This window comes from Arthrobacter sp. 24S4-2 (assembly GCF_005280255.1).
Lineage (GTDB): Bacteria > Actinomycetota > Actinomycetes > Actinomycetales > Micrococcaceae > Arthrobacter.
Genome location: NZ_CP040018.1, coordinates 5,300,747 through 5,321,362, shown reverse-complemented (window position 1 = coordinate 5,321,362; position 20,616 = coordinate 5,300,747). Strand labels below are relative to the sequence as shown.

At 66.6% G+C, this 20,616-nt stretch carries 16 protein-coding genes and 1 pseudogene; 11 read left to right on the top strand and 6 right to left on the bottom strand.

The window, feature by feature from the left end; genetic code table 11:
• Positions 1-14: 14 nt before the first annotated feature.
• Positions 15-2,000, bottom strand: coding sequence for an acyl-CoA dehydrogenase family protein (locus FCN77_RS24670; protein ID WP_137324395.1), 1,986 nt, complete (start codon positions 1,998-2,000; stop codon positions 15-17).
• A 64-nt stretch (positions 2,001-2,064) separates the two neighbouring features.
• Positions 2,065-2,367: a hypothetical protein gene (locus FCN77_RS24665; RefSeq protein WP_137324394.1), complete on the bottom strand. Its 303-nt coding sequence runs from the start codon at positions 2,365-2,367 to the stop codon at positions 2,065-2,067.
• A 347-nt stretch (positions 2,368-2,714) separates the two neighbouring features.
• Here FCN77_RS24665 and FCN77_RS24660 point away from each other — a divergent pair, with 347 nt between their 5' ends.
• From FCN77_RS24660 to FCN77_RS24650, 3 genes and pseudogenes are all read left to right on the top strand, one after another.
• A complete protein-coding gene (locus FCN77_RS24660; RefSeq protein WP_137324393.1) occupies positions 2,715-4,163 on the top strand; it encodes a DUF3375 family protein in 1,449 nt (482 codons plus the stop codon).
• A 136-nt stretch (positions 4,164-4,299) separates the two neighbouring features.
• Positions 4,300-4,962, top strand: a pseudogene (locus FCN77_RS24655) (DUF4194 domain-containing protein); the annotation flags it as partial.
• Between the two features lie 242 nt (positions 4,963-5,204).
• The gene (locus tag FCN77_RS24650; RefSeq protein ID WP_137324392.1) at positions 5,205-8,654 is read left to right on the top strand and encodes an ATP-binding protein; all 3,450 of its coding nucleotides are present in this window, start codon (positions 5,205-5,207) and stop codon (positions 8,652-8,654) included.
• A gap of 155 nt (positions 8,655-8,809) precedes the next feature.
• On the opposite strand, the gene FCN77_RS24645 is transcribed toward FCN77_RS24650, so the two are convergent.
• From FCN77_RS24645 to FCN77_RS24635, 3 genes are all read right to left on the bottom strand, one after another.
• On the bottom strand, positions 8,810-9,304 hold the full coding sequence (locus tag FCN77_RS24645) for an FBP domain-containing protein (RefSeq protein ID WP_137324391.1): 495 nt from the start codon (positions 9,302-9,304) through the stop codon (positions 8,810-8,812).
• A gap of 379 nt (positions 9,305-9,683) precedes the next feature.
• Positions 9,684-10,241: a TetR/AcrR family transcriptional regulator gene (locus tag FCN77_RS24640; protein ID WP_137324390.1), complete on the bottom strand. Its 558-nt coding sequence runs from the start codon at positions 10,239-10,241 to the stop codon at positions 9,684-9,686.
• On the bottom strand, positions 10,238-12,208 hold the full coding sequence (locus FCN77_RS24635) for an MFS transporter (protein WP_137324389.1): 1,971 nt from the start codon (positions 12,206-12,208) through the stop codon (positions 10,238-10,240). Before FCN77_RS24635 ends, FCN77_RS24640 begins: the two co-directional genes overlap by 4 nt.
• Before the next feature lie 338 nt (positions 12,209-12,546).
• On the opposite strand from FCN77_RS24635, the gene FCN77_RS24630 reads away from it, so the two are divergent.
• From FCN77_RS24630 to FCN77_RS24605, 6 genes are all read left to right on the top strand, one after another.
• A complete protein-coding gene (locus FCN77_RS24630) occupies positions 12,547-13,608 on the top strand; it encodes an iron-siderophore ABC transporter substrate-binding protein (protein ID WP_254679064.1) in 1,062 nt (353 codons plus the stop codon).
• Between the two features lie 9 nt (positions 13,609-13,617).
• A complete protein-coding gene (locus FCN77_RS24625) occupies positions 13,618-14,685 on the top strand; it encodes an iron ABC transporter permease (RefSeq protein WP_137324387.1) in 1,068 nt (355 codons plus the stop codon).
• A 125-nt stretch (positions 14,686-14,810) separates the two neighbouring features.
• Positions 14,811-15,848: an iron chelate uptake ABC transporter family permease subunit gene (locus FCN77_RS24620; RefSeq protein ID WP_137324954.1), complete on the top strand. Its 1,038-nt coding sequence runs from the start codon at positions 14,811-14,813 to the stop codon at positions 15,846-15,848.
• A 1-nt stretch (position 15,849) separates the two neighbouring features.
• Entirely contained in the window at positions 15,850-16,680 is an 831-nt protein-coding gene (locus FCN77_RS24615) for an ABC transporter ATP-binding protein (protein ID WP_254678743.1), read from the top strand.
• Between the two features lie 95 nt (positions 16,681-16,775).
• Positions 16,776-17,837: a siderophore-interacting protein gene (locus FCN77_RS24610; RefSeq protein ID WP_137324385.1), complete on the top strand. Its 1,062-nt coding sequence runs from the start codon at positions 16,776-16,778 to the stop codon at positions 17,835-17,837.
• Positions 17,838-18,004: 167 nt separating this feature from the next.
• Complete coding sequence (locus FCN77_RS24605) at positions 18,005-18,844, top strand: SGNH/GDSL hydrolase family protein (RefSeq protein ID WP_137324384.1); 840 nt, start codon at positions 18,005-18,007, stop codon at positions 18,842-18,844.
• 12 nt (positions 18,845-18,856) lie between these two features.
• Here the strand turns inward: FCN77_RS24605 and FCN77_RS24600 are convergent, their stop codons facing one another.
• Complete coding sequence (locus tag FCN77_RS24600) at positions 18,857-19,144, bottom strand: YciI family protein (protein ID WP_137324383.1); 288 nt, start codon at positions 19,142-19,144, stop codon at positions 18,857-18,859.
• Positions 19,145-19,283: 139 nt separating this feature from the next.
• On the opposite strand from FCN77_RS24600, the gene FCN77_RS24595 reads away from it, so the two are divergent.
• Both FCN77_RS24595 and FCN77_RS24590 read left to right on the top strand, forming a co-directional pair.
• The gene (locus FCN77_RS24595; protein WP_137324382.1) at positions 19,284-19,763 is read left to right on the top strand and encodes a MarR family winged helix-turn-helix transcriptional regulator; all 480 of its coding nucleotides are present in this window, start codon (positions 19,284-19,286) and stop codon (positions 19,761-19,763) included.
• A gap of 65 nt (positions 19,764-19,828) precedes the next feature.
• Positions 19,829-20,590 carry an SGNH/GDSL hydrolase family protein gene (locus FCN77_RS24590; protein ID WP_137324381.1) on the top strand — a complete coding sequence of 254 codons (762 nt, stop codon included), beginning with the start codon at positions 19,829-19,831 and terminating at the stop codon, positions 20,588-20,590.
• Positions 20,591-20,616: the final 26 nt, after the last annotated feature.

Genomic DNA, 20,616 nt, shown 5'->3' with positions numbered 1-20,616 from the left:
AAAATCAGCGTGAATCAGCGGTATTTGCGATGCAGGTTCTCCTTGGTGGATGCCCGGGGAGAGGCATCGGCGATCCACGGCCCGGTGCCTTCGGACTGGTCCAGGACTCCGGCCTCCAGCCAGGTGTAGTCCCCGGCGAGGACCTTTTCCGTGAGCTCGCGGTCGGCGTCGTCCGTGTTCCGCCACAGCTGGTCGAAATACTCGTCAACCCGCACCCGCGCCTGTTCGCAGTACGCCTCGGCGAGTTCGTAGGCCGTTGCGGCGCGTTCGGGTGCGGTGTGCAGCATCCCCTCGGCCCGCGAACAGCATGCCGCCATGGCAAACAGCTCGGCGCCGATGTCCACGATCCGCCCAAGGAACGCCTGCTTGTGCTCGAGTTTGGCCTGCCAGCGGCCCATTCCGTAAAAGGTCTGCCGGGCAAGCCGCCGCGAGGATCGCTCCACGAACCGCAGTTGCTTGGCCAGCCTGCCGAACTCGGTGTAGGAGCGCGGGTCCATGCCGGCGCCCGCCACCAGCCTGGGCAGCCACTTCGCGTAGAAACCTGAGGCGCCGACGGCAGCCCTCGCCTTGTCGGACAGGCTGGCATCCGCGGAGGCAAGGTCCCCGGCGGCCGCGAGGTGGGCGTCCACGGCCTCCCGGGCAATTAGCAGTTTCATGATCTCCGAGGAACCCTCGAAGATCCGGTTGATGCGGAGGTCACGGAGCTGCTGTTCCGCCGGGACAGCACGCTCGCCGCGGGCCTCCAGTGAATCAGCGGTCTCGAAGCCGCGGCCACCGCGGATCTGCACCAGTTCGTCCGCGATCCGGCAGCTGATCTCGGTGGACCAGAGTTTGGCCAGGGCGGCCTCGATCCGGACGTCCTTCTGGCCGGCGTCGGCCATTTCTGCGGACAGCTCGAACACGGCGTCCAGGGCAAACGCGCTCGCCGCGATGAACGCGATCTTCTTGCCCACGGCCTCGTGCTTCCCCACCGGCCGGCCCCACTGGGTGCGCGCATTGGACCATTCACGGGCGATCTTCAGGCTCCACCGACCGGATGCCACGCAGAGCGCCGGAATGGAAAGCCGTCCGGTGTTGAGGGTGGTGAGGGCGATTTTCAGGCCCTGGCCCTCGCGGCCCAGCCGGTTGGCCGCGGGAACCCGCACCTGGTGGAAACGGGTCACGCCGTTTTCGATGCCGCGCAGCCCCATAAAGGCGTTGCGGTTTTCCACCGTGATGCCGGGGGAGTCCATTTCCACCACGAATGCGCTGATGCCGCCTTTGTGGACGGTGCCGTCGGAATCGGTGTGTCCCGGAACCACAGCCATCACTACTACCAATTCGGCTATTACGCCGTTGGTGGTCCAGAGTTTCACGCCGTCGAGGATGTACGCGTCGCCGTCGTCCGTGGGAACAGCTGTGCTGCCCATCCGCGCGGGGTCGCTGCCGACGTCGGGCTCTGTCAGTAGGAACGCCGTGATGGCGCCGGCCGCACAGCGGGGCAGGTACTCCTGTTTCTGTTCCGGAGTGCCGAACACTTTCACGGGCTCCGGCACGCCGATGGACTGATGCGCGGACAGCAGCGCGCCAAGGCTCGGATGCACCGAGCCCAGCAGCGCCAGGGCCCGGCCGTAATACACCAGGGACAGTCCCAGGCCGCCGTATTCGCGAGGGATCTTCATCCCGAAGACACCCAGGTCTGCCAGGCCCGCGAGGTATTCGTCGGGGATTTTTGCGTTGCGCTCGATTACGCGGCCGGACATGGTCCTGCAGTAGGCGGTGAGGCGGGTCATGAACTCGTCGCCGCGTTCCACGTCCTCCGTTTTGGCCTCGGGCCAGGGATGGATCAGTGAGAGGTCGAAGTTGCCCAGGTACAGCCCCTTGGCGAAGCTGGGCCTGTCCCAGGCGGTTTCACGGGCGGCCTCGGTGATGGCGCGGGCGTCCGCCTCGGTGGCACCGGGACCGATCTGTTCGGGTGCGACAGGAACGTCGGCGGCTGGACTGTCAGTGGCAGAGCTCACGGGGCATCTCCTCTAACCGGGGTGGCCGGTTCGAGCCCTGGGTCCGCCTCGGGTGGAGAACCCTTCAGCTGTCCCTCAATGCTACCCGCGGGTAGGTTCCCGTGCTAGGGGCTGGCTGGCCCTGAAAGTCGCCCGGGAGTTCCACGGTTGAGGCGTGGTGCACCAGCCGGTCCCACAGGTGGTTGATGCCGTGGACCAACCCCAATAGGGCGCCGGCGATGACGAACCAGGCAAAGCGGCCCACCCCCACCATCACCATCGCCACGAAAGCGGCTGACATCATGAAACCCACGATCAGCAGGCCAAACACGAGCGTTCCGATGAACACGAAAGTGCCTGTCTCTACTGCGCTGAGATCGAACTGCATGGTTTCCCCCTGCGTCATTGCCTGGTTGGATCAAGTAGCACGAGCGTAGGGCGCGGCACGCCCGTCAACCAGAGTCCGACGCCGTGGCGGGGGGCGTTGATACGGGATCGAAATGCTACCGGGCCGTAGGTCACGGCGCGGTCACTGAAACCCCACCCGTAACACGCGTAACAGTAATTCGCGGCCCGCGCCTGCCAAGGGAGGCGCGGGACGGCCCGGGCGGGGGTGCAGGGGGTGGCCGGCACAGCCGCCGGGCCAGCCGGGCGGCCCACTGCGTTAACCTTGTAGTTGGCAGTTTTCGGGTTTTCCGCTGCCCGACGAGTCTCGAGGCAGCTGAAGGAGAGTGTGTGTCCCGCTCCGCCCCGTCCTCCGCGGACGCGATCAGCGCCCGGCTCCGGGACCTCGAACTCCTCACCAAGGGGCCTGCATGGGCGCTCACCCGGTCAGCACCATGGGTCATTGCCGTCCTGCAGGCTTCTTTCACCCGAACCCGTCCGCAGCTTCCGCTGGAAGAGTTCCACGCCGACGTCGACGCCTTGCTGGAGCAGCTCCGCCGCCAGGACCCGGGACTGGGCGGCAGCGCCAACGGAAAGTCCTTTGGCGACGAGTGGACCCGGAAGAACTTCCTGACCCGCCGTAACCAGTCAGGGCAGATTGTCTACGAAGTCACCGAGCCGGCGGCCCGTGTCCTCGCGTTCCTGGACAGCCTCTCCAGCGACCGCTCCACCCTGAACGGTTCCCGGCTGGGGACGCTGCTGGGCGACGTCGAAAAACTCGCCAATGAGACCAACCCGGACCAGACCGCCCGGCTGGAGTCCCTCGAGGACGAGATCGAGGAACGGCAGCAGCTCATCCAGGACATCAGCTCCGGCGACTTCGACGGGCTCCTGGACGACGACGAAGCTGTGGAGGCCGCCGGAAACATCCTGGACCTCGCGGCCAGCCTGCCTGCGGACTACAAGAAGATGCGTGACCGGATCGAGGAGCTGGTGGGCGAGCTCCGCAACCAGATCATCGAGGAATCCTTAAGCAAGGGCGCCACCATGGCGCAGGTGCTCGAGGCGGACAAACGGCTTCGGCAGAGTCCCGAGGGCCGGACGTTCCGGTCATTCACGGCCTTCCTGGAGGACCCGCAGCAGCAGCTGCGCTTCCGGTCCGCGATCGGCGAGGTGCTCAGCCGGCAGTTCGCGGACGACCTCAGCCACGAGGACCGCGAAACGCTTAAGAACCTGGTGGCCGAACTCCGCACCCAGCACAGCCAGATCCAGCGGATCTACGGCAAGCTCAGCGAGAGCCTCAACACCTATATCCAGAGTGACGATTTCCGCCAGTCAGTGCGGCTCCGCAAGGTGCTCCGCGAGGCTGAACAGGCGATCCGTTCCCTGCCCTACGAGCGCGAACGCCCGGGCCTGGTGGCTGGTCCGGTGCTGTTCAACGCCGGCTTCGAGTCCCTGTCCATGGTCAAACTCTTCGACCCCGATGAGTTCGCGGCGCCGCCCAAACTTGCGGACCCCATCGCCTTCAGCGACTCCGACCGGGTGCGCGCACCGCGCACGGGCAAGGCCAAGCCGGCCGCCATCCGCGCCGCGCTCGCCGGAGCTGCCACCCTGACGGAGGCGTGGAAGCAGCTTCCGCCCGAGGAACGCCATATCAACTCCATCCGCGCCCTGCTGTCGCACGCACTGCACGATGGTGCCGGCTTTGACCGCGCCGGCTGGGATGCCATCGACTTCGAACAGATAGACGGAACCACCCGCCAGGCCTTCCTGCCGGTGGTCACCCTCAAGAAGGACTGACGATGACTGACGTTATTAACGCCACAAGCGCAGCGGCGGAAGCTGCCGTTGACGGTGACACCCAGGAAGCGGACACCGCGGAAGCGGACAGCCAGGAAGCCCCCCGGCGCCCGCACACACCCACGCCGACCCCTTTTTGGTCACCCCCCGGGACACCTTCGTTGACGGCGCTGCGCTGTTCCCGGGGGACACCGGCGTCCTCCCGATGAAGGTCCGGCAGGCTCTCGTGAAGCTGCTGAAGGGTCCGTACGTCGACGGCGGACGGGACGAGAAACTGTGGACCACGCTGCTGGACCACCAGCTGATCCTGCGCAGCCGCCTGTCCGAGCTGTTCCTGACGCTCCAGCTGGACCACGAGCGCAAGGTTGCCGTGCTGCGCCCGGTTGACCCGGAAGCCATCGGCGGCAGCACCCGCTCCAGCATCCTGCGCCAGCAGCGTGCGCTCAGCCGGGTGGAGACCATCGTGCTGCTGCGCCTGAGGCTCCTGCTGGACCGCCACGTCACGGCCCAGACGGATCCGACCATCACGAAAGAGGAAATCGCCGAACTGGTGGCCCACTACCAGCCGTCCGGCCAGCAGGACGCGCTGCGGGACTCCGACGTCGTCAACCGCGCGATCACCAAGCTCCTGGCCCGCCAGCTCCTCATCACCACGGGCCTCGACGACGTCTACACCATCTCCAACGCCCTCCCGCTGGCCCTCCCCTTCGAAAACATCGGCGACATCCCGGCCCAGATCGAGGCGCTGGTAGCAGCCACGGCAGACCCCACAGGTACGGAAGCCCTGATAGAGCTCGACGGCGAGAACCCCGCTAGCTCGGATGACCAAGAGGCAGACGACGACGCCGATGCCGCCACCGCCCCTGAGCCGGGCGCCACTCCCTGGGCGGCACCGGCGTCGTCGCCCCTGAGCGCTGAAGACAGCGGCCGCGCCGGGGACATGCGGCAGCATGCGTCTAAGCGAGGAACGAGCGAGCATGCAGAGCATGTGGCCGGTGGGGTCGCGGAAGGCAACCACACTGACGAAGCGGAGGCAGCCAAGTGAGCATCGCAACCATGCTGCCGATGGGCGAGCTGACCAACCCCGGCCAGATGCGGCTCGCGCTGGTTCAGGTGGTCAACTGGGGCACGTTCCATGGCGCCCACACGATGCACGTGGACCGCAACGGCACGCTGCTGACCGGCAACTCGGGCGTCGGCAAGTCCACGCTGTTCGACGCGATGCTGCGCGTGTTCGACGCCCGGCCGCGTTCCAACGAGGCCGCCGCGCAGCGCTCCGGTGCTGTGGAGGACAAGCGGACCACGTTCACGTATATGCGCGGCAAGGTGGGCGACAAGGCCGTGGGCGAGGGTTCGGCCAGTGCCTTCCAGCGGCCCGGTGCCACCTGGTCCGCCGTCGCCCTGACGTTCGATAACGCAGCGGGCACAAAGGTGACGGTGTCGGCGCTTTTCGACCTGCCGAAGAACGGCACGGAGTCGAGCGTCGGGCGCTATTACCTGATCGACAACAAGCCGCTGGACCTTGCCGCGATCGAGGGCATCGCGGAGAAGCGCTTCACCAAGGCCGCGCTGGACGCGATCTTCCCGGACGCGCAGGTCTTCGATGTGCACAAGGCGTTCGCCGAGCGGTTCCGCCGGCTGTTGGGCATCAACTCGGACCAGGCCCTGCCGCTGCTTCGCGTGATCCAGGCCGGCAAAGGGCTGGGCGGCAGCGTCAACACGTTCTTCCGTGACCAGGTCCTCGATGCACCGGCCACGCTGGCGGCGGCGGACGACGTCGTCGAGGAATTCAGCAACCTGATGTCCATTCGGCAGCGGCTGGAGGATGTCCGCCAGCAGCGCGACCAGCTCGCGCCGGTGCCCGCGCTGAACAAGGAATATGCGCAGTCACTGCTGGACGCCAACCGGCTGCGCGAACTGGCCGGCGAAGAGTTCGATGCTTACAAGCAGCAGCTCGCGGTAACGGTTCACGAGAAGACCCTGGTCCGTTACAAGGAACTCGCCCAGGCAAAGGCCAAGGAGCTCGGCGCCGAGCGCGGTATCCGTGACGGGCTGGCCAAGGAACTGCGCCAGCTCGAGGCGGACTACAACAACCAGGGCGGCAACGCGATCTCGGCGATCGAGCAGTCGCTGGAAAACGCCCGTGTGGGGCTCAAGCTCCGCCAGCAGGTCGAAGAGGCCGCACGCCGGGCCTTGGCCGACGCCGGCCTGGCCCTCGAATGGACCTCCGAGGGCTGGGAGCAGGCCCACACGCACGCAGCAGACCGCTCGGCCGAACTGCAGGACGATTCGGAGACCCTCAAGGAGCTGCGCTTCGAGGCCTTCGACGGTCATGCCACCAAGAAACGTGAACTCGCGGCGGCCCAGCAGGAGCTCGTGTCGCTGAAGACACGCAAGTCCCTGTTGCCGCCGTCGAGCATTGAAAACCGGGCAGCGATCGCCTCGGCAACCGGGGTGCCCGAAGAACAGATGCCGTTCGGCGGCGAGCTCATCGACCTCGCCGAAGGGGAAGAACAGTGGCGGCCGGCCGCCGAGCGGGCGTTGCGGAACCTGGCCACCACGCTGCTGGTTCCCGGCGAACACTTCGCCGCCGTCACCCGCTACCTCAACGGCCACTCTGTCCGCGGTGCACTCCGCGCCGTTGACGTGTCCAAGCCGCTCGTGGGCGGCGCGCTGGCCGTGGAGGACGTGGCCGACGGCGAGCTGCTGACCAAGCTGGACATTCTCACCATTGGGCCGGTGGCCGACGCCGGGCAGTGGATCCGTGAGCGGATCGCCGTCGACTTCGCCTATCCGTGCGTCGAGGACCCGGACGAGCTCGCCGGGCTGGACAAGGGCCTCAGCCTGGGCGGCGTGGTTAAGCGCAACCGCCACACGGTGGAGAAGGACGACCGCTTCACCGGCAGGCAGGATTACGTCCTCGGCTTCGACAACGCCTCGAAACTTGAGCTTGTGGCCGCGCAGGTGGAAGACCTGCAGCAGGAACTGGCCAAGGCCGCCGAACTTGCGCGAAGCCGCGAAGAGTCGCACCAGGGAATGACCCGGCAGCTGGATGCCCTGCGCCGGATCGCCGAGGACCACCGGCCGTGGGAGCAGGTTTCCGCGGCCGTGGCGCAGGACGAGCTCGGGAAAATCGAGCAGCGCCTCAAGGATGCCCTTGCAGCGCAGGCGGACCTGGAACCGCTGCGGGCCAACATCGAGGCGACGCGGCAGAAGCACCAGTCCAGCACCGAGGCTGCAGCCGTCCTGCAGAGCGAGTACAAGGCGCTGGACCAGCAGCTCACCGCAGGGGATTCGCTGCTGGAAGCCGCACGCACCCGCCTTCGCCAGGCGCCGTCGTCGGACTCCACCGTCACGGCGCTGGAACCGTACTTCGCCGGTTTCGACGACGTCACCGAGATGCATGAGCTGGACAACCTGGCCAACCAGGTCCGGACCCGGCTCCTTGCCGAACTGCACGCCGCGGAGTCCCGCGGGCAGGCTACGTCAGAGCGGCTCACCCGCATGTTCGAGGGCTTCGTCCGGGAATGGGGCACGGCGATTTCGGCGGACCACGGCACGTCCATCGGCGCCGCCGGCGAGTTCGAAGCCCGGTACCACGCGATTGTCAGTGACGGCCTGCCCGCGCAGGAGGCCGAGTTCCGGCAGTTCTTCAACCAGCGCACGCACGAATCGTTCAGCACGCTGCTGCACCTGTTGGACGAGGAACGCCGGTCCATCACCAGCCGCATCCTGCCGCTGAACGGGATCCTGTCCGAGGTCAATTTCCATGAGGGCAGCTTCCTGGAACTGGACATCAAGCAGACCCTGCCGCCCACGGCGAAGCAGTTCAAGGACGCCATCCAGAACGCGTTGAGGACACGGCACACGCGGCCCTCGCGCTCGGCGTCGGCAGCGGCTTCGGAGACGGACGACGACGCCGAGCTCACCAACCGTTACAAGTCCCTGGAAACGCTCGTGAAGCGTCTGGGGTCGCAGACGCCGGAAGACCGGCGTTGGCGCGCCGAGGTGCTGGACGTTCGCGGGCACCTGTTTATACAGTGCAAGGAGCACCGCGAAGTGCTAGGTTCCCGCGGCGGCAAGCGGACCGACGTGTTCATGCACGCGGACACGGGCTCCATGTCCGGCGGCGAGCGGCAGCGCTTCACGGCGTTCATCATGGCGGCTGCGCTCAGCTACCAGCTGGGCATCGCGGAGCAGGGCTTCACCACGTACGGCACCGTGATGATGGACGAGGCGTTTGTCCTGGCCTCGGAGGAATTCGCCGGCGCGGGCATCAAGGCGCTGCACGAATTCGGCTTCCAGCTGCTCCTGGCCGCCCCGGAAAACGTGATCGACCTGTCCCGGCACCTCGGTTCCGTGACGGAAATCCTCCGGGACAAGCGGACCAACCGCTCCGGTGTGCTCACGGCCCCGGTGATCGGCCCGAGGGCCGGTTCCGAGGGCCAGTGGAGGTCCGAGGCGAACCCGGTGGACATCGTCCTCCGCTAACCCCCGCGCGCATAACCCGGCCCGCCCATCAGGACGCTCTCTCACTTCCTGCAGCGAATCGGCCGACGCTCTCTCACTTTTCGCAGGGTTTCCACGGACGCTCTCCCACGGGGGGTGAGGGAGCGTCCGCGGCTGAGGCGGAAGTGCGTGCGACGCTAGCGTCCCTGAACCCGGTCCAGGAACAGGCCGGTCCGGGCTTTCAGCCCGTCAATCTGTCGAAGTACGACGGCGGCCGGGTCCGGGTTGATCTCGTTGGCCGGTGGCTCCACGCGGACGTTGCCGCAGCAGAGGAAATCGGCGCAGATAAGCGTCCCCACGGTGTTGCCGTCCCTGCCGGACTGTCCGGCGCGTTTGGCAACCCACATCAGCACGTCATCTTTGGAGAACACGTCGCGGCAGAGCTCGCAGAGCACGGAACGGCTTTTCTTTGCTCCGCCTTCAGGGGCACGGAGCATGATCCCCGTGAGGCCTCCCTGGCCAGGCAGAACGAGATACCCGCGGAGCGGCATCTTGTGGTCCCGCCACCCGAGGAAGTCCAGGCTGTCCCAGTCCAGGGTGTCGAAGTCGCGGGGCAAGGACATCTTTGCTGCCTCGGAACGGCTGGCATTTACGAAGGATGAACGGATCTGCCGGGCAGTGATTTTTTGCATGGCTGTGAGCTTTCGAAGTCGTGTGGTTCCTTAGGGGAAATGACGGTTGGTGTCAGCAGAATCCACGCACTCTAAAGGAAGCCCAGCCCTGGGCATTGCACTTTGGGACGGCTAGAAGCTGATCCGGCGGGGGAAGGCTGACGTCGCGGCGGACGCAAAGCAGGCCATTGCGGCCGCCCCGCTTCCCACGGCTGCGATGACCTCAACGGTCTTCAGCATGCTCATCCCCTCGTTACCGGCCGATTCGATCCGAATCGCCTTATGGCCGGGCGCCAGCGGCCCGCCCAGCCATCCTCCCAAATCCCGGCCCTCCCGGCAACGCGGACACGGGATGTTGGGGAATGCCTTTGGGGGAAAGGCGGCAGAAGGTGGGAGAGCGTCACGGGCGGTGTGCCTGGCAGGCGTCGATCTGCGCCTGGACGATCGCCCCGTAGTGGGCAACCAGTTCGTCGAAGTCCCAGCCATCGAACATGCCGAGGGTACGCACCGCCTCACCGAAACCGGTCATGAGCGCGACGACGGTGGAAGCGTAACGCCGCTCCGGCGTCGTGTCCTCAATCAGTCCGGCGATGCTGGCGAGATACCGTTCGCGCGTTTCCGAGCGGGCGGTGTCGGGCGTGGGGGAGTCCTGGATGGTGAACGGGATCATGGCCCAGGGTTCCTTGAGCCCGCGCTCCCGGCGCATCAGTACACGGAACACCAGCGTGCCTCCCAGTTCGGCGGCGGGAACGTCGAGATCGGACAGGAGCGATTCGTCCGGCTTGGCGGCAGCGAAGAGTTTCTCCTTGGAGCCGAACAGTTTCATCACAAGGGCAGCGGACACCCCGGCGTCCGAGGCGATGTCGCGGACCGTCACGCCGCGGTAGCCGCGCTCGCCGAACAGCCTCCCGGCCGAATCCAGGATCGCGTCGCGGCTGGAAACCGCCGCCGCGCTCACGCGTCCACCAGCTTTCCGGCGGTGACGTCTTGTGCGGCCGGAGCGTCCATGGCAAGGTCCGCCGTGACCGATCGGTTGTCCACGGCCAGTTTCCGCGCCATGGCCTGATGGGTCGCGGGGTGCAGGAGGGTCACTATATAGCGCCCGGCGAGGGGAAGCGGTAGCGAATACCTGCCCGAGGCACCGGTCCGGGTGGTTGCCACATGTTCACCGGAGGCCTGCAGCAGCGTTATGACGGCGTCCGGCAGCGCGGCGCCAGCCACTGTTGCGGTTCCACCCAGCTCCAGGCGGTCATCCAGGTGGAAGTTCTGCTGCAGGGTCCGCCCGTCGAAATCGAAGACCTCGGCCATCGGCGCCCAGCCTGCGGCGTTGGCCACCATCAGGTACTTCCCCGCACCGGGCAGGGCCACCGAATAGTTGCCGTCGCTGTCCACCCGGCTCCAGTCCACGGGCTCGCCGCTGGTCTGCAGGACGGTCACGACGGCGGGAGTGACCGGGCGGCGGTCGGCAGTCAGGACGCGCCCCTGTACCACCAGTTCGGTGGCGGGCGGAGCCGGGATTGCTGCCTTGGCGGCGGTCGCGGCCCTCGGAATGAACACGGCGGCAACCATGGAAGCGGTGGAAGCCAGGGCCGCCATCCAGAAGACGTCCTTGAACGCCTCGAAGGATGGCAGCCGGGCGGAGCCCACGGTGATGGTCACAGAGGTGAGGACGGCGGCGACGGCCGCACTCGACGTCGAGGTTCCAATGGACCGCACCAGGCTGTTGAGTCCGTTGGCGGACGCCGTTTCAGTGATTGGCACGGCGCCCATGATCAGGGTGGGCATCGCGGCGTAGGCAATGGCTGTGCCGATGCTCACCACCGTGGATCCGATGATTACCCAGGCGATGGAGTCCCAGAAGAAAACGCGCGCCACGTAGCCCGCCACCATGACGGCGGCACCCGAGATCAGCGCAGACTTCCCGCCGAACCGCCGGATGATCCCGCCGGAAACGGGGGCAAACACCACCATGGCCAGGCCGGACGGGACCATGCACAGGCCCGCAGTAATAACGTTCAGCTGGAAACCGTAGCCGGTGGACGTGGGCAGCTGGAGTTGCTGGGTGGTGAGCAGCATGTTGGCGAACATGGCGAAGCCCACCAGCAGCGAGGCAAGGTTGGTCAGGAGGACGGGGCGCCGGCCGGAGGTCCGGAGGTCCACCATCGGCTGGCTGACCTTCAGCTCGTAGGGCACCCAGATGGCCAGGAGGATCGCGGAGGCGAGGAACAGCAGCAGCACGGGCTCGGAGCTCCAGCCCCATGAGCCGCCCTTGGAGATGGCCAGGAGCAGGGCGGCCAGGGCTGCGGAGAGCACCACCGCGCCGAGGTAGTCGAAGCGGCCCGGCGTGCGCACTTTGGATTCGGGAACCACCAGTACGACGGCGGCGAGCAGCAGTGTGCCCGCGGCGCCGGAGACCCAGAAGATGGACTCCCAGCCGAGGCCCTCATAGAGCAGCCCCGCCAGCGGAAGGCCCAGGGCGCTGCCGATGCCCAGCGTGGCACTCATGAGGGCGACAGCGGACCCCATTTTTTCCTTGGGCAGTTCGTCGCGCATGATGCTGATGCCGACGGGAATCAGGGCCGAGGAGAAGCCCTGCAGTGCCCGGCCGATGATGAGCCAGAGGAAGCTGCCCCCGACTGCCGCGACGATGGAGCCGGCCACCATGATGGCGAGGCACATCACCATCATTTTGCGCTTGCCGTACATGTCCGCGCTGCGGGACACGATGGGCGTGGCCACGGCGCTGGAGAGCAGGGTGGCGGTCACCAGCCAGGAGGCGTCGTCGGCCGTTACTCCGAGGATCTTGGGAAAGTCCGGAAGGAGCGGCACCACGAGGGTCTGCATTAATGCCACCACGGTTCCGCTCAGCGCGAGGACGGCCGTGATGGCGCCGGGGGACAGGGATCTACTGCGGGGTTGTGACATGGGGGCCTTCTGGGCGTGAGGCGGCCACAAGGGGTGAACGCGCGTTTACTCTCTATAAGAGTGAACCATTGTTCACCCGGGGCCATCAACAGATTTCTGGGTGTGAAGGCTCACTTTTGCCCGGCGGCCCTCGCGATCGATCCGCAATCAACGCATGACCGAGGCAATTACGTTACGCAAACGTTCCGTAATTCATTGAAGGATAGGCTAACCTTACTTAGGTTCGCATCATTCACCTAAGGAGTTCCGTGACTTCCCCCTTCTTCTCCGGCCCGGGCGCCGGCAGCGGCTTCGCAGCCGGCCACAGCGGCGTCGCCGCCGGCCCGTCCCGCCGCACGCTGCTCAAGACAGCCGGCAAGGCAACGGCCGTCCTGGCCGCAGCTGCCCTCTCGCTCACAGCATGCTCCACCGGCCCGGCGGCATCCGGCTCCGGCAGCGCAGCAGCCAGCCAGTCCGCCAGCTCGCAGTTCCCGGTGACCATCCAGCACGTCTTCGGCGGGACCACCATCAAGGAACAGCCCAAGCGCGTGGTCACCATTTCCTGGGTCAACGACGATGTCGCCATCGCCCTCGGCGTGGTTCCCGTGGGCGTCCCCAAGAATGAATGGGGCGGCAACGACAACGGCTCCACCCCGTGGAAGGACGCCGCGCTGGAGAAGCTCGGCGCCGGCTTCGGTTCGGACAAGGCCCCCGTCCAGTTCTCCGAGGCTGACGGCATTAACTTCACCGAGATCGCCAAGCTCAACCCGGACGTCATCCTGGGTGCCTACTCCGGCCTGACCGAGGAGGACTACAGGAAGCTCAGCGAAATCGCCCCGGTCGTGGCGCACCCGGAGATCGCCTACGGCACCTCCTGGCAGGACTCCACCACCATCATCGGCAAGGCCCTGGGCAAGGAAGCCGAGGCCACCAAGCTGGTTTCGGATACTGAAGCCACCATCAAGGACAAGGTCTCCAAGTACCCGCAGATCGCCGGAAAGTCCTTCATCTACGGCAACCTGGAGCCGGACAGGAGCGACGGCGTCAACGTCTACACCGCCAACGACAACCGTCCGCGCTTCCTCAGCGAAATCGGCATGAAGCTCGCCTCCGTTGTGGAGGACAACTCGAAGGGCTCCAAGGAATTCTTCATCCCGTGGTCCGCCGAAAAGGCCAACGAGCTCAAGTCGGACATTTTCGTGACCTGGGTGCCGGATGCGGCCACCGCCGACTCCATCAAGGCCGACCCCCTGCTTGGCCAGATCCCGGCCATCAAGAGCGGCGCCCTGGTTGCCGACTCGGACAACACGCTCACGCTATCCGTCTCCGCTTCCTCCCCGCTGAGCCTGCCGTGGTCGCTGGACACGTTCCTGCCGCAGCTGGCCAGCGCAGCGGATAAAGTCTCTGCCGCAGCGAAGTAAGGCCTTTCCATGATGAAAAGTACGACGACGGCGCCCGCCGCCAGTGCGCTCAGCGCACCTTCGGTCCGCACCGGGAAGAAATCCGCCGCGAAGCAGGCTGCCTGGCTGCTGGCCGCCGTCGTCGTGCTTGTCCTGGTCTGTGCGGCGTCCCTGGCTGTCGGTGCCCGCGGGGTTCCCCTTGGTACCGTCTGGCAGGCACTCACGCAGTTCGACCCCACCGACGGCAACCACGCCGTCATCCACGCCCGCATCCCCCGCACCGTGCTGGGACTGGTCGCCGGCGGCGCCCTGGGGCTCGCCGGCGCGGCCATGCAGGGCGTGGCCCGCAACCCGCTCGCAGACCCCGGCATCATCGGCGTCAACGCGGGCGCTGCGCTCGCCGTGGTCACCGGCATCTACGTTTTCGGCGTTTCGTCCCTGACCGGCTATATCTGGTTCGCGTTCATTGGCTCCGCAGTGGCCGCCGTCGTCGTCTATCTGATCGCCTCCATGGGGCGGGACGGGGCGACGCCGGTCAAACTCGCCCTCGCCGGCGCGGCACTGAGCGCCGGACTGTACTCGCTGATGAACGTCATCCTGATCTCCAGCCAGGACACCCTGGACCGCTTCCGTTTCTGGCAGGTCGGCGGGATCGCCGGCCGGGACTGGTCTGTAGTGCTGCCCGGGCTGCCGTTCCTGGCCGCCGGGGCGCTGATTGTCCTCTTCACCGGACGGATCCTGAACAGCCTTGCCCTCGGGGACGACATCGCCCGGGGACTGGGCCAGCGCGTCGGCCTTGCCCGCGGCATCACCGCACTGGGCATCGTGCTGCTCTGCGGCTCGGCCACGGCGCTGGCCGGGCCGATCGGATTCGTCGGCCTGGTGGTTCCGCACGCCGTCCGCTTCCTGACCGGCCCGGACTACCGCTGGATCCTGCCCTTCTCACTGGTCCTGGCGCCGGCGCTGCTCCTGCTTTCGGACGTGGCGGGCCGTGTCATCCTGCTGCCCGGCGAAGTCCCCGCGGGCATCATGACGGCCCTCGTGGGTGCGCCTGTCTTCGTGTGGCTGGTCCGCCGCGGAAAGGGGGCCGGGCTGTGAGCAAGGCAGACCTGGCCAACGTTGGGCACGGGCTGGGAGACAACGCCCCCGCAGGGCGCGAACTGGCAGATAATGCCCTCAAAACCGCGCCAGCAGGGCATTATCTGCCAGTTCGCGCTCGCGGCTTGGGCCGGATCGTCCTGAACCGCACCGTAATCCTGGCGTTCGCCGCTGTGGTGCTCCTCGCCGTCAGCATCCTGCTGGGCAGCTACACCGTCACCATCCCTGATTTCTTCAAAATCCTTACCGCGCACCTCACGGGCGGCGAGAAGATTCCCGGCGCCAGCTTCATCGTGATGGAAAACAAGCTGCCGCGGGCGGTCATCGGCACCATGATCGGCATTGCCTTCGGGCTCTCGGGCACGCTGTTCCAGACCATGCTGCGCAACCCGCTGGCCAGCCCCGACGTCATCGGCATCAGCTACGGGGCCAGCGCGGCGGCGGTCACCGCGCTCGTCGTTTTCGGGGCGTCCGGCGCGGCGGTTTCGGGCGCTGCGCTCTGCGGGGCCATGGCCGTGGCTGTCGTCATCTACGCAATTTCCAGGAGCGGTTCCCTCGTCTCCGGCGGCGGCAACCGAGGCAACGCAGCCGGCAGCCGACTCATCCTGGCAGGCATCGGCATCGCCGCGGCACTGAACGCCGTGGTCAACTTCCTCATGACGCGGACCGACATCCGCACCGCGGCCGAAGCCCTGATCTGGCTGAACGGATCGCTGAACTCGACCAGCTGGGACCGCGCCGGGGTCCTTGCCCTGGCGCTGGTGGTCCTGGTGCCCGCCGTCGCATTCCTCGCCGGCCCCCTCCGGATCCTTGAACTCGGAGATGACGCCGCCGCCGGACTCGGCATCGGCGTGGGCATCACCCGGCTGGGCATCGTGGCCACCGCCGTCGCCCTGGCCGCGGTGGCCACGGCAGCAGCCGGGCCGGTGGCATTCGTGGCCTTCCTGGCGAGCCCAATCGCCCGCCGCTTCACCGGCAAGGCCAGCCTCCCGGCCGGCGCGTTCGTCGGTGCCCTGCTTGTCCTCGCCGCGGACTACTTCGCCGCCAACATCGCCCCCCTGCTGCTGGACGGAACGGTCCTTCCCGTTGGTGTTGTGACCGGCGCCCTCGGTGCCCCGTTCCTGCTGTGGCTCCTGGTCACAGCCAACCGAAAGGACGCCTGACATGGCAGTTCTCAACGCCAAGGACCTGACCCTCCAGTACGACCAGCGCCGCGTCGTGGAAGGCCTCACCGCGGAGATTCCCGAGGGCAAAGTGACAATGATCGTGGGCGCCAACGCCTGCGGCAAATCCACGCTCCTCCGCGGCCTGTCCCGGCTCCTCAAGCCGGCCGGCGGTACCGTGACCCTGGACGGCAAGGACATCCATTCCCGCCCGGCCAAGGAACTCGCCCGCATCCTGGGCCTGCTCCCGCAGCACCCCACAGCACCGGACGGCATCCTGGTCAGGGACCTCGTGGGCCGCGGGCGCTACCCTCGCCAGGGCTTCTTCCGCAGCTGGTCAGCGGACGACGACGCCGCGGTGCAGCGCGCGCTGGAAGCCACCGAAACGCTGGAGCTCGCCGGGCGGAACGTCGACGAACTCTCCGGCGGGCAGCGCCAGCGCGTCTGGATCGCGATGGCGCTGGCCCAGGAAACGGAGGTGCTGCTGCTCGACGAGCCCACCACGTACCTGGACCTGGCCCACCAGGTAGAGGTCCTGGACCTGGTTACCGACCTGAACCGGCAGCGCGGCACCACCGTGGCCATCGTCCTGCACGACCTGAACCTTGCTGCCCGGTACGCAGACCACGTCATCGCCATGAAGGGCGGCAGGATCGTGGCCGAGGGTACCTCCACCGACGTGGTCACCGAGGACCTGGTCCGCGACGTGTTCGGCCTGGACTCGCGGGTTCTTCCCGACCCTATTTCCGGCACGCCGCTGATCATTCCGCTCGGCCGGCACCACACCGATTTCCCCAAAGCCGAAACCACAACCCTGGAGCTGGTCCCATGACGGCAGATAGCAGCAATGCAATTGACAGCAACGCAACAGACATGGGCGAGGCCCGGGCGCGACGTGCGAATTCGGCCCGTGCGAGTTCGGCCCGTATGAATTCGGCCCGTGCGAGTTCGGCGGTCAAAGACCATCCGGCCACCGAACCCATGACCCTGGCTTTCGACGTGACCGTCTCCGCCGTCCAGGAGCTCAGCCCCAGCTTCCGCCGCATCACCTTCGGCGGGTACTCCCTGCGTGATTTCGGTGTCCACGGAGGAACCCTGGACCTTCGCGTGAAGCTGATGATCCCGTCGCTTGCCGAAGACGGCACGCAGCTGCCGCTGCCGGTCTTCCGGATGGGGCAGTCCGGCTGGTACCGGGAATGGCTGGCCATGGATCCCGCAACCCGCGGCTCCATGCGCACCTACACCGTGCGGCAGGAGCGCCTCGACGCCGTCTATCCCGAGATTGACGTGGACTTCGTGATGCACTTCGACGCCGAGGACAACGGCGGTCCCGCCGCCAACTGGGCCCTGAACGCCAAACCCGGGGACGCCCTCACCATCATCGGCCCCAACAACCGGGCCGCGCACTGCGTCACCGCCGAGATCTACTCCGGCATCGAATGGCGTCCGGGCCTGGCCCAGCGCGTGCTGCTCGCCGGTGACGAGACCGCCGTTCCGGCCATCAGCGCCATCCTGGAAAGCCTCCCGGCCTACATGAGCGGGCACGCCTTCCTTGAGGTCCCGGAAGCCGGCGACTTCCTGGACCTGAAGTCGGACGCCGACGTCGAAATCACCTGGCTGGCGCGCGGCGCCTCAATCGGCCGATCACGTCCGCACGGCGAACTCCTGCAGGAGGCCGTCCGCGCCGCTGTTCCCGAGCCCGGCTGGGTGGGCATTAAGGCATCCGCCAGCGGGGCCGGCCCGGAACCGGAGGACGTGGACGTGGACCAGGACATCCTCTGGGAAACGCCCGCGAGGATGGAGACCGCAGCCATCACCGCCACAAAGAACCCCGGAATGCCCGCCGGTGCCATGCCGTTCTACGCCTGGATTGCCGGCGAAGCAGGCGTCATCAAGGACATGCGGCGGTACCTGGTGCGCGACGTCGGGATCGACCGGAAGCAGGTCGCGTTCATGGGCTACTGGCGTAAGGGCAAGGCTGAGCTGTAAGCCATTGCCGGTTTGGTGCGCCGTCGGTGCCGGTCCTAACGCTCTCGCACTTCCTGCAGGTCTTTTGGGACGCTCTCGCAGATACTGCCGCTTAATCGCCGACGCTCTCGCACGTCCTGTTGCTGGCCGTTAACCCTGTCGTTTCTTTCGGGGGCTAGGGTGCCGGGGTGGGTTCTTTTCCTTTACTGCCGGATAGGGGAGGGCGACGGCGGTTTGTTGCCTTGGGGGATTCCTTCACCGAGGGTGTGGGGGACCGGAGCAAGCGGCTGCCCAACGGGGTGCGAGGCTGGGCTGACCGTGTGGCTGAGAAGCTGGCAAAGGCGCAGCCGGGGTGGGAGTACGCGAATCTGGCCATCCGCAGCAAAAGGCTTCGCCACATCATCGACGAGCAGCTGGCGCCGGCGCTTGCGATGGAACCCACGCTGGTGACGCTGTACGCGGGCGGAAACGACATCCTGGATTTTGGCACGGACATGGATTCCCTCATGGCCGAGTATGAAGCCCTCGTGGCCCGGCTCGCCGCTACGGGTGCCACCGTGGTGCTGTTCACCGGCTTCGACGTCAAGGTGTCCGCTGTCCTGGAACCGCTGAAGAAACGCAACACCGCCTACAACCACCGGGTCCGCCAAATCGCGGCAAAGTACAATGCCGTTCTGGTGGACTACTGGTGCTTTGACGCATTCCATGACCGCCGCATGTGGGACTCGGACCGCCTGCACATGTCGAAGGCTGGCCACAAATACCTTGCCGCCCAAGTGCTGGACCATCTCGGCGTTCCGCATAAGATCAGCCCGCTGGACTGGGAGCCGCCGGACAGGTTGAGCCTGCGGGAGTGGGAACGCCGGCAGCGCCGCTGGGTGCACGACTGGGTGCTGCCGCTCTTTGGCCGCAAGCTCCGTGGCGTCACACTCGGTGACAGGCTGAGCCCCCGCTGGCCGGAACCGGTAAGGGTCCCGCGCAAGGGCGGACTGAAGAAGCTGATGGAAAAGGCGGCCCGCGACTACTAGCCGCCTAAGGGCCTAAGCGTCCAGGAGGTTTTCGTAACCCGGTGCCACCCTGCCGGCGTGGAATTCCTCGACGTCGAACTCAGCCACCCCGTTCGCATAAAAGGGGTCCTTGACCAGCGCCGCGTCCAGGCTGGCACGGTCCGCGTTGGACAGCAGCAGCGCGCCGGTGCGGGGGATCTTCCGGCCGGCGACAATGAAGATGCCCTGGTCGAATGCTTCCTGCAGCCACGCGACGTGCGCCTTGAGATGGAAATCGACGATCTCTTCGGGAACCTTGTAGGTCAGGGAGACTACGTACATGCGGCCAGCCTACCGGTTCCACAATCGTCCCTGCGAGGGGCAACAACCCTTGGCCCGCCGTCGTGCGTCGCTGACCAAGGCGGTGATCATCAGAACCGTGGCTTGAACTGTCAATGATTTTTTCTCCTAGGATGTATCCATGACCGAACCGCGCTGGCTCAATACCGACGAACGCCGTGCCTGGCTTGCCCTGCTGAGCATCAACACCCTGCTACCGGCGGCCCTCGACACGAAGCTGCACGCGGCGGGCAAGCTCTCGCTGTTCGACTACAACGTGCTGGCCATGCTCTCCGAAGCTGAGGGCCGCTTCCTGCCCATGAGCGAACTCGCCGCGCGCACCAGCGCCTCGCTGTCGCGGCTGTCGCACGTGGTGACCAAGCTGCAAAACCGCGGCTGGGTGGAACGCCGTCCGCATCCGCGTGATGCCCGCGTCACCACCGCCCACCTGACCGACGACGGCATGGGCACCATCGTGGAACTCGCGCCCGGCCATGTGGAAGCCGTCCGCTCGCTGTTCCTTGACGCACTCTCCGAGCGCGACGTCGCCGATCTGGCCCGCATCGGCGAGAAAATTGTGGGCCGCCTGGATTCCGGTCACTGGATTCTGCGCGAGTCCTGACCGGCAACCCTGAGGGCTGCAGGCACGGCTTTGTTGCTCCCGGCAACGGGTGGCAGACTAGCGGCATGGACTTTGCCGCCCGCTACGTAGCTCTGGGAGATTCATTCACGGAAGGCGTCGGCGACGACGATCCGGCCCGCCCCAACGGTGTTCGCGGCTGGGCGGACCGGGTCGCGGAACAGCTGGGCGCCGCGGACCCCTCCTTCGGCTACGCAAACCTCGCCATCCGCGGCAGGAAACTCCGGCAAATCATGGCCGAGCAGGTGGACGCCGCCGTCGAACTTAAACCCACACTGGTGAGCATTTACGCGGGGGCCAACGACATCCTTCGGCCCAAGGTGGACATCGATGACCTTTTGGTGGAGTACGACGCCGGCATCCGCAAGTTGAGCGCCACCGGCGCCACCGTGGTGATGTTCACGGGCTTTGACTCACGGGGTTCCAAGGTCTTCAGCACCACCCGCGGCCGCACCGCCATCTACAACGAACTGGTCCGCGGCATCGCGGGAGACCACGGCGCGCTGCTGGTGGACTACTGGCGTTTCAGCGAGTACTACGACTGGGGCATGTGGGCCAAGGACCGGATGCACATGTCCCCGGCCGGCCACGCGAACATGGCGAAAAGGGTCCTGACTGTACTTGAACATGACCACTCCATCGAGGTGCCGCCCATGGCGCCGGTGCCTGAACTCAGCCGGGCCGAAGCCATCCGAGCGAATGCACGCTGGGTGCGCGAATTCGCCGGACCGTGGGTTGTCCGCCGGATTACGGGCAAGTCCTCCGGCGACGGCCTCCAGCCGCGGTACGGCCAGCTCACACGGATCTAGCCTCAACCGGCGCCGGTTTGAACTGC

Excerpts from the sequence above, each read along its gene's own strand:
- FCN77_RS24665 (WP_137324394.1), bottom strand. The coding sequence starts at position 2,367 with ATGCAGTTCGATCTCAGCGCAGTAGAGACAGGCACTTTCGTGTTCATC.
- FCN77_RS24645 (WP_137324391.1), bottom strand. The coding sequence starts at position 9,304 with ATGCAAAAAATCACTGCCCGGCAGATCCGTTCATCCTTCGTAAATGCC.
- FCN77_RS24635 (WP_137324389.1), bottom strand. The coding sequence starts at position 12,208 with ATGTCACAACCCCGCAGTAGATCCCTGTCCCCCGGCGCCATCACGGCC.
- FCN77_RS24625 (WP_137324387.1), top strand. The coding sequence starts at position 13,618 with ATGATGAAAAGTACGACGACGGCGCCCGCCGCCAGTGCGCTCAGCGCA.
- FCN77_RS24615 (WP_254678743.1), top strand. The coding sequence starts at position 15,850 with ATGGCAGTTCTCAACGCCAAGGACCTGACCCTCCAGTACGACCAGCGC.
- FCN77_RS24610 (WP_137324385.1), top strand. The coding sequence starts at position 16,776 with ATGAATTCGGCCCGTGCGAGTTCGGCGGTCAAAGACCATCCGGCCACC.
- FCN77_RS24600 (WP_137324383.1), bottom strand. The coding sequence starts at position 19,144 with ATGTACGTAGTCTCCCTGACCTACAAGGTTCCCGAAGAGATCGTCGAT.
- FCN77_RS24595 (WP_137324382.1), top strand. The coding sequence starts at position 19,284 with ATGACCGAACCGCGCTGGCTCAATACCGACGAACGCCGTGCCTGGCTT.
- FCN77_RS24590 (WP_137324381.1), top strand. The coding sequence starts at position 19,829 with ATGGACTTTGCCGCCCGCTACGTAGCTCTGGGAGATTCATTCACGGAA.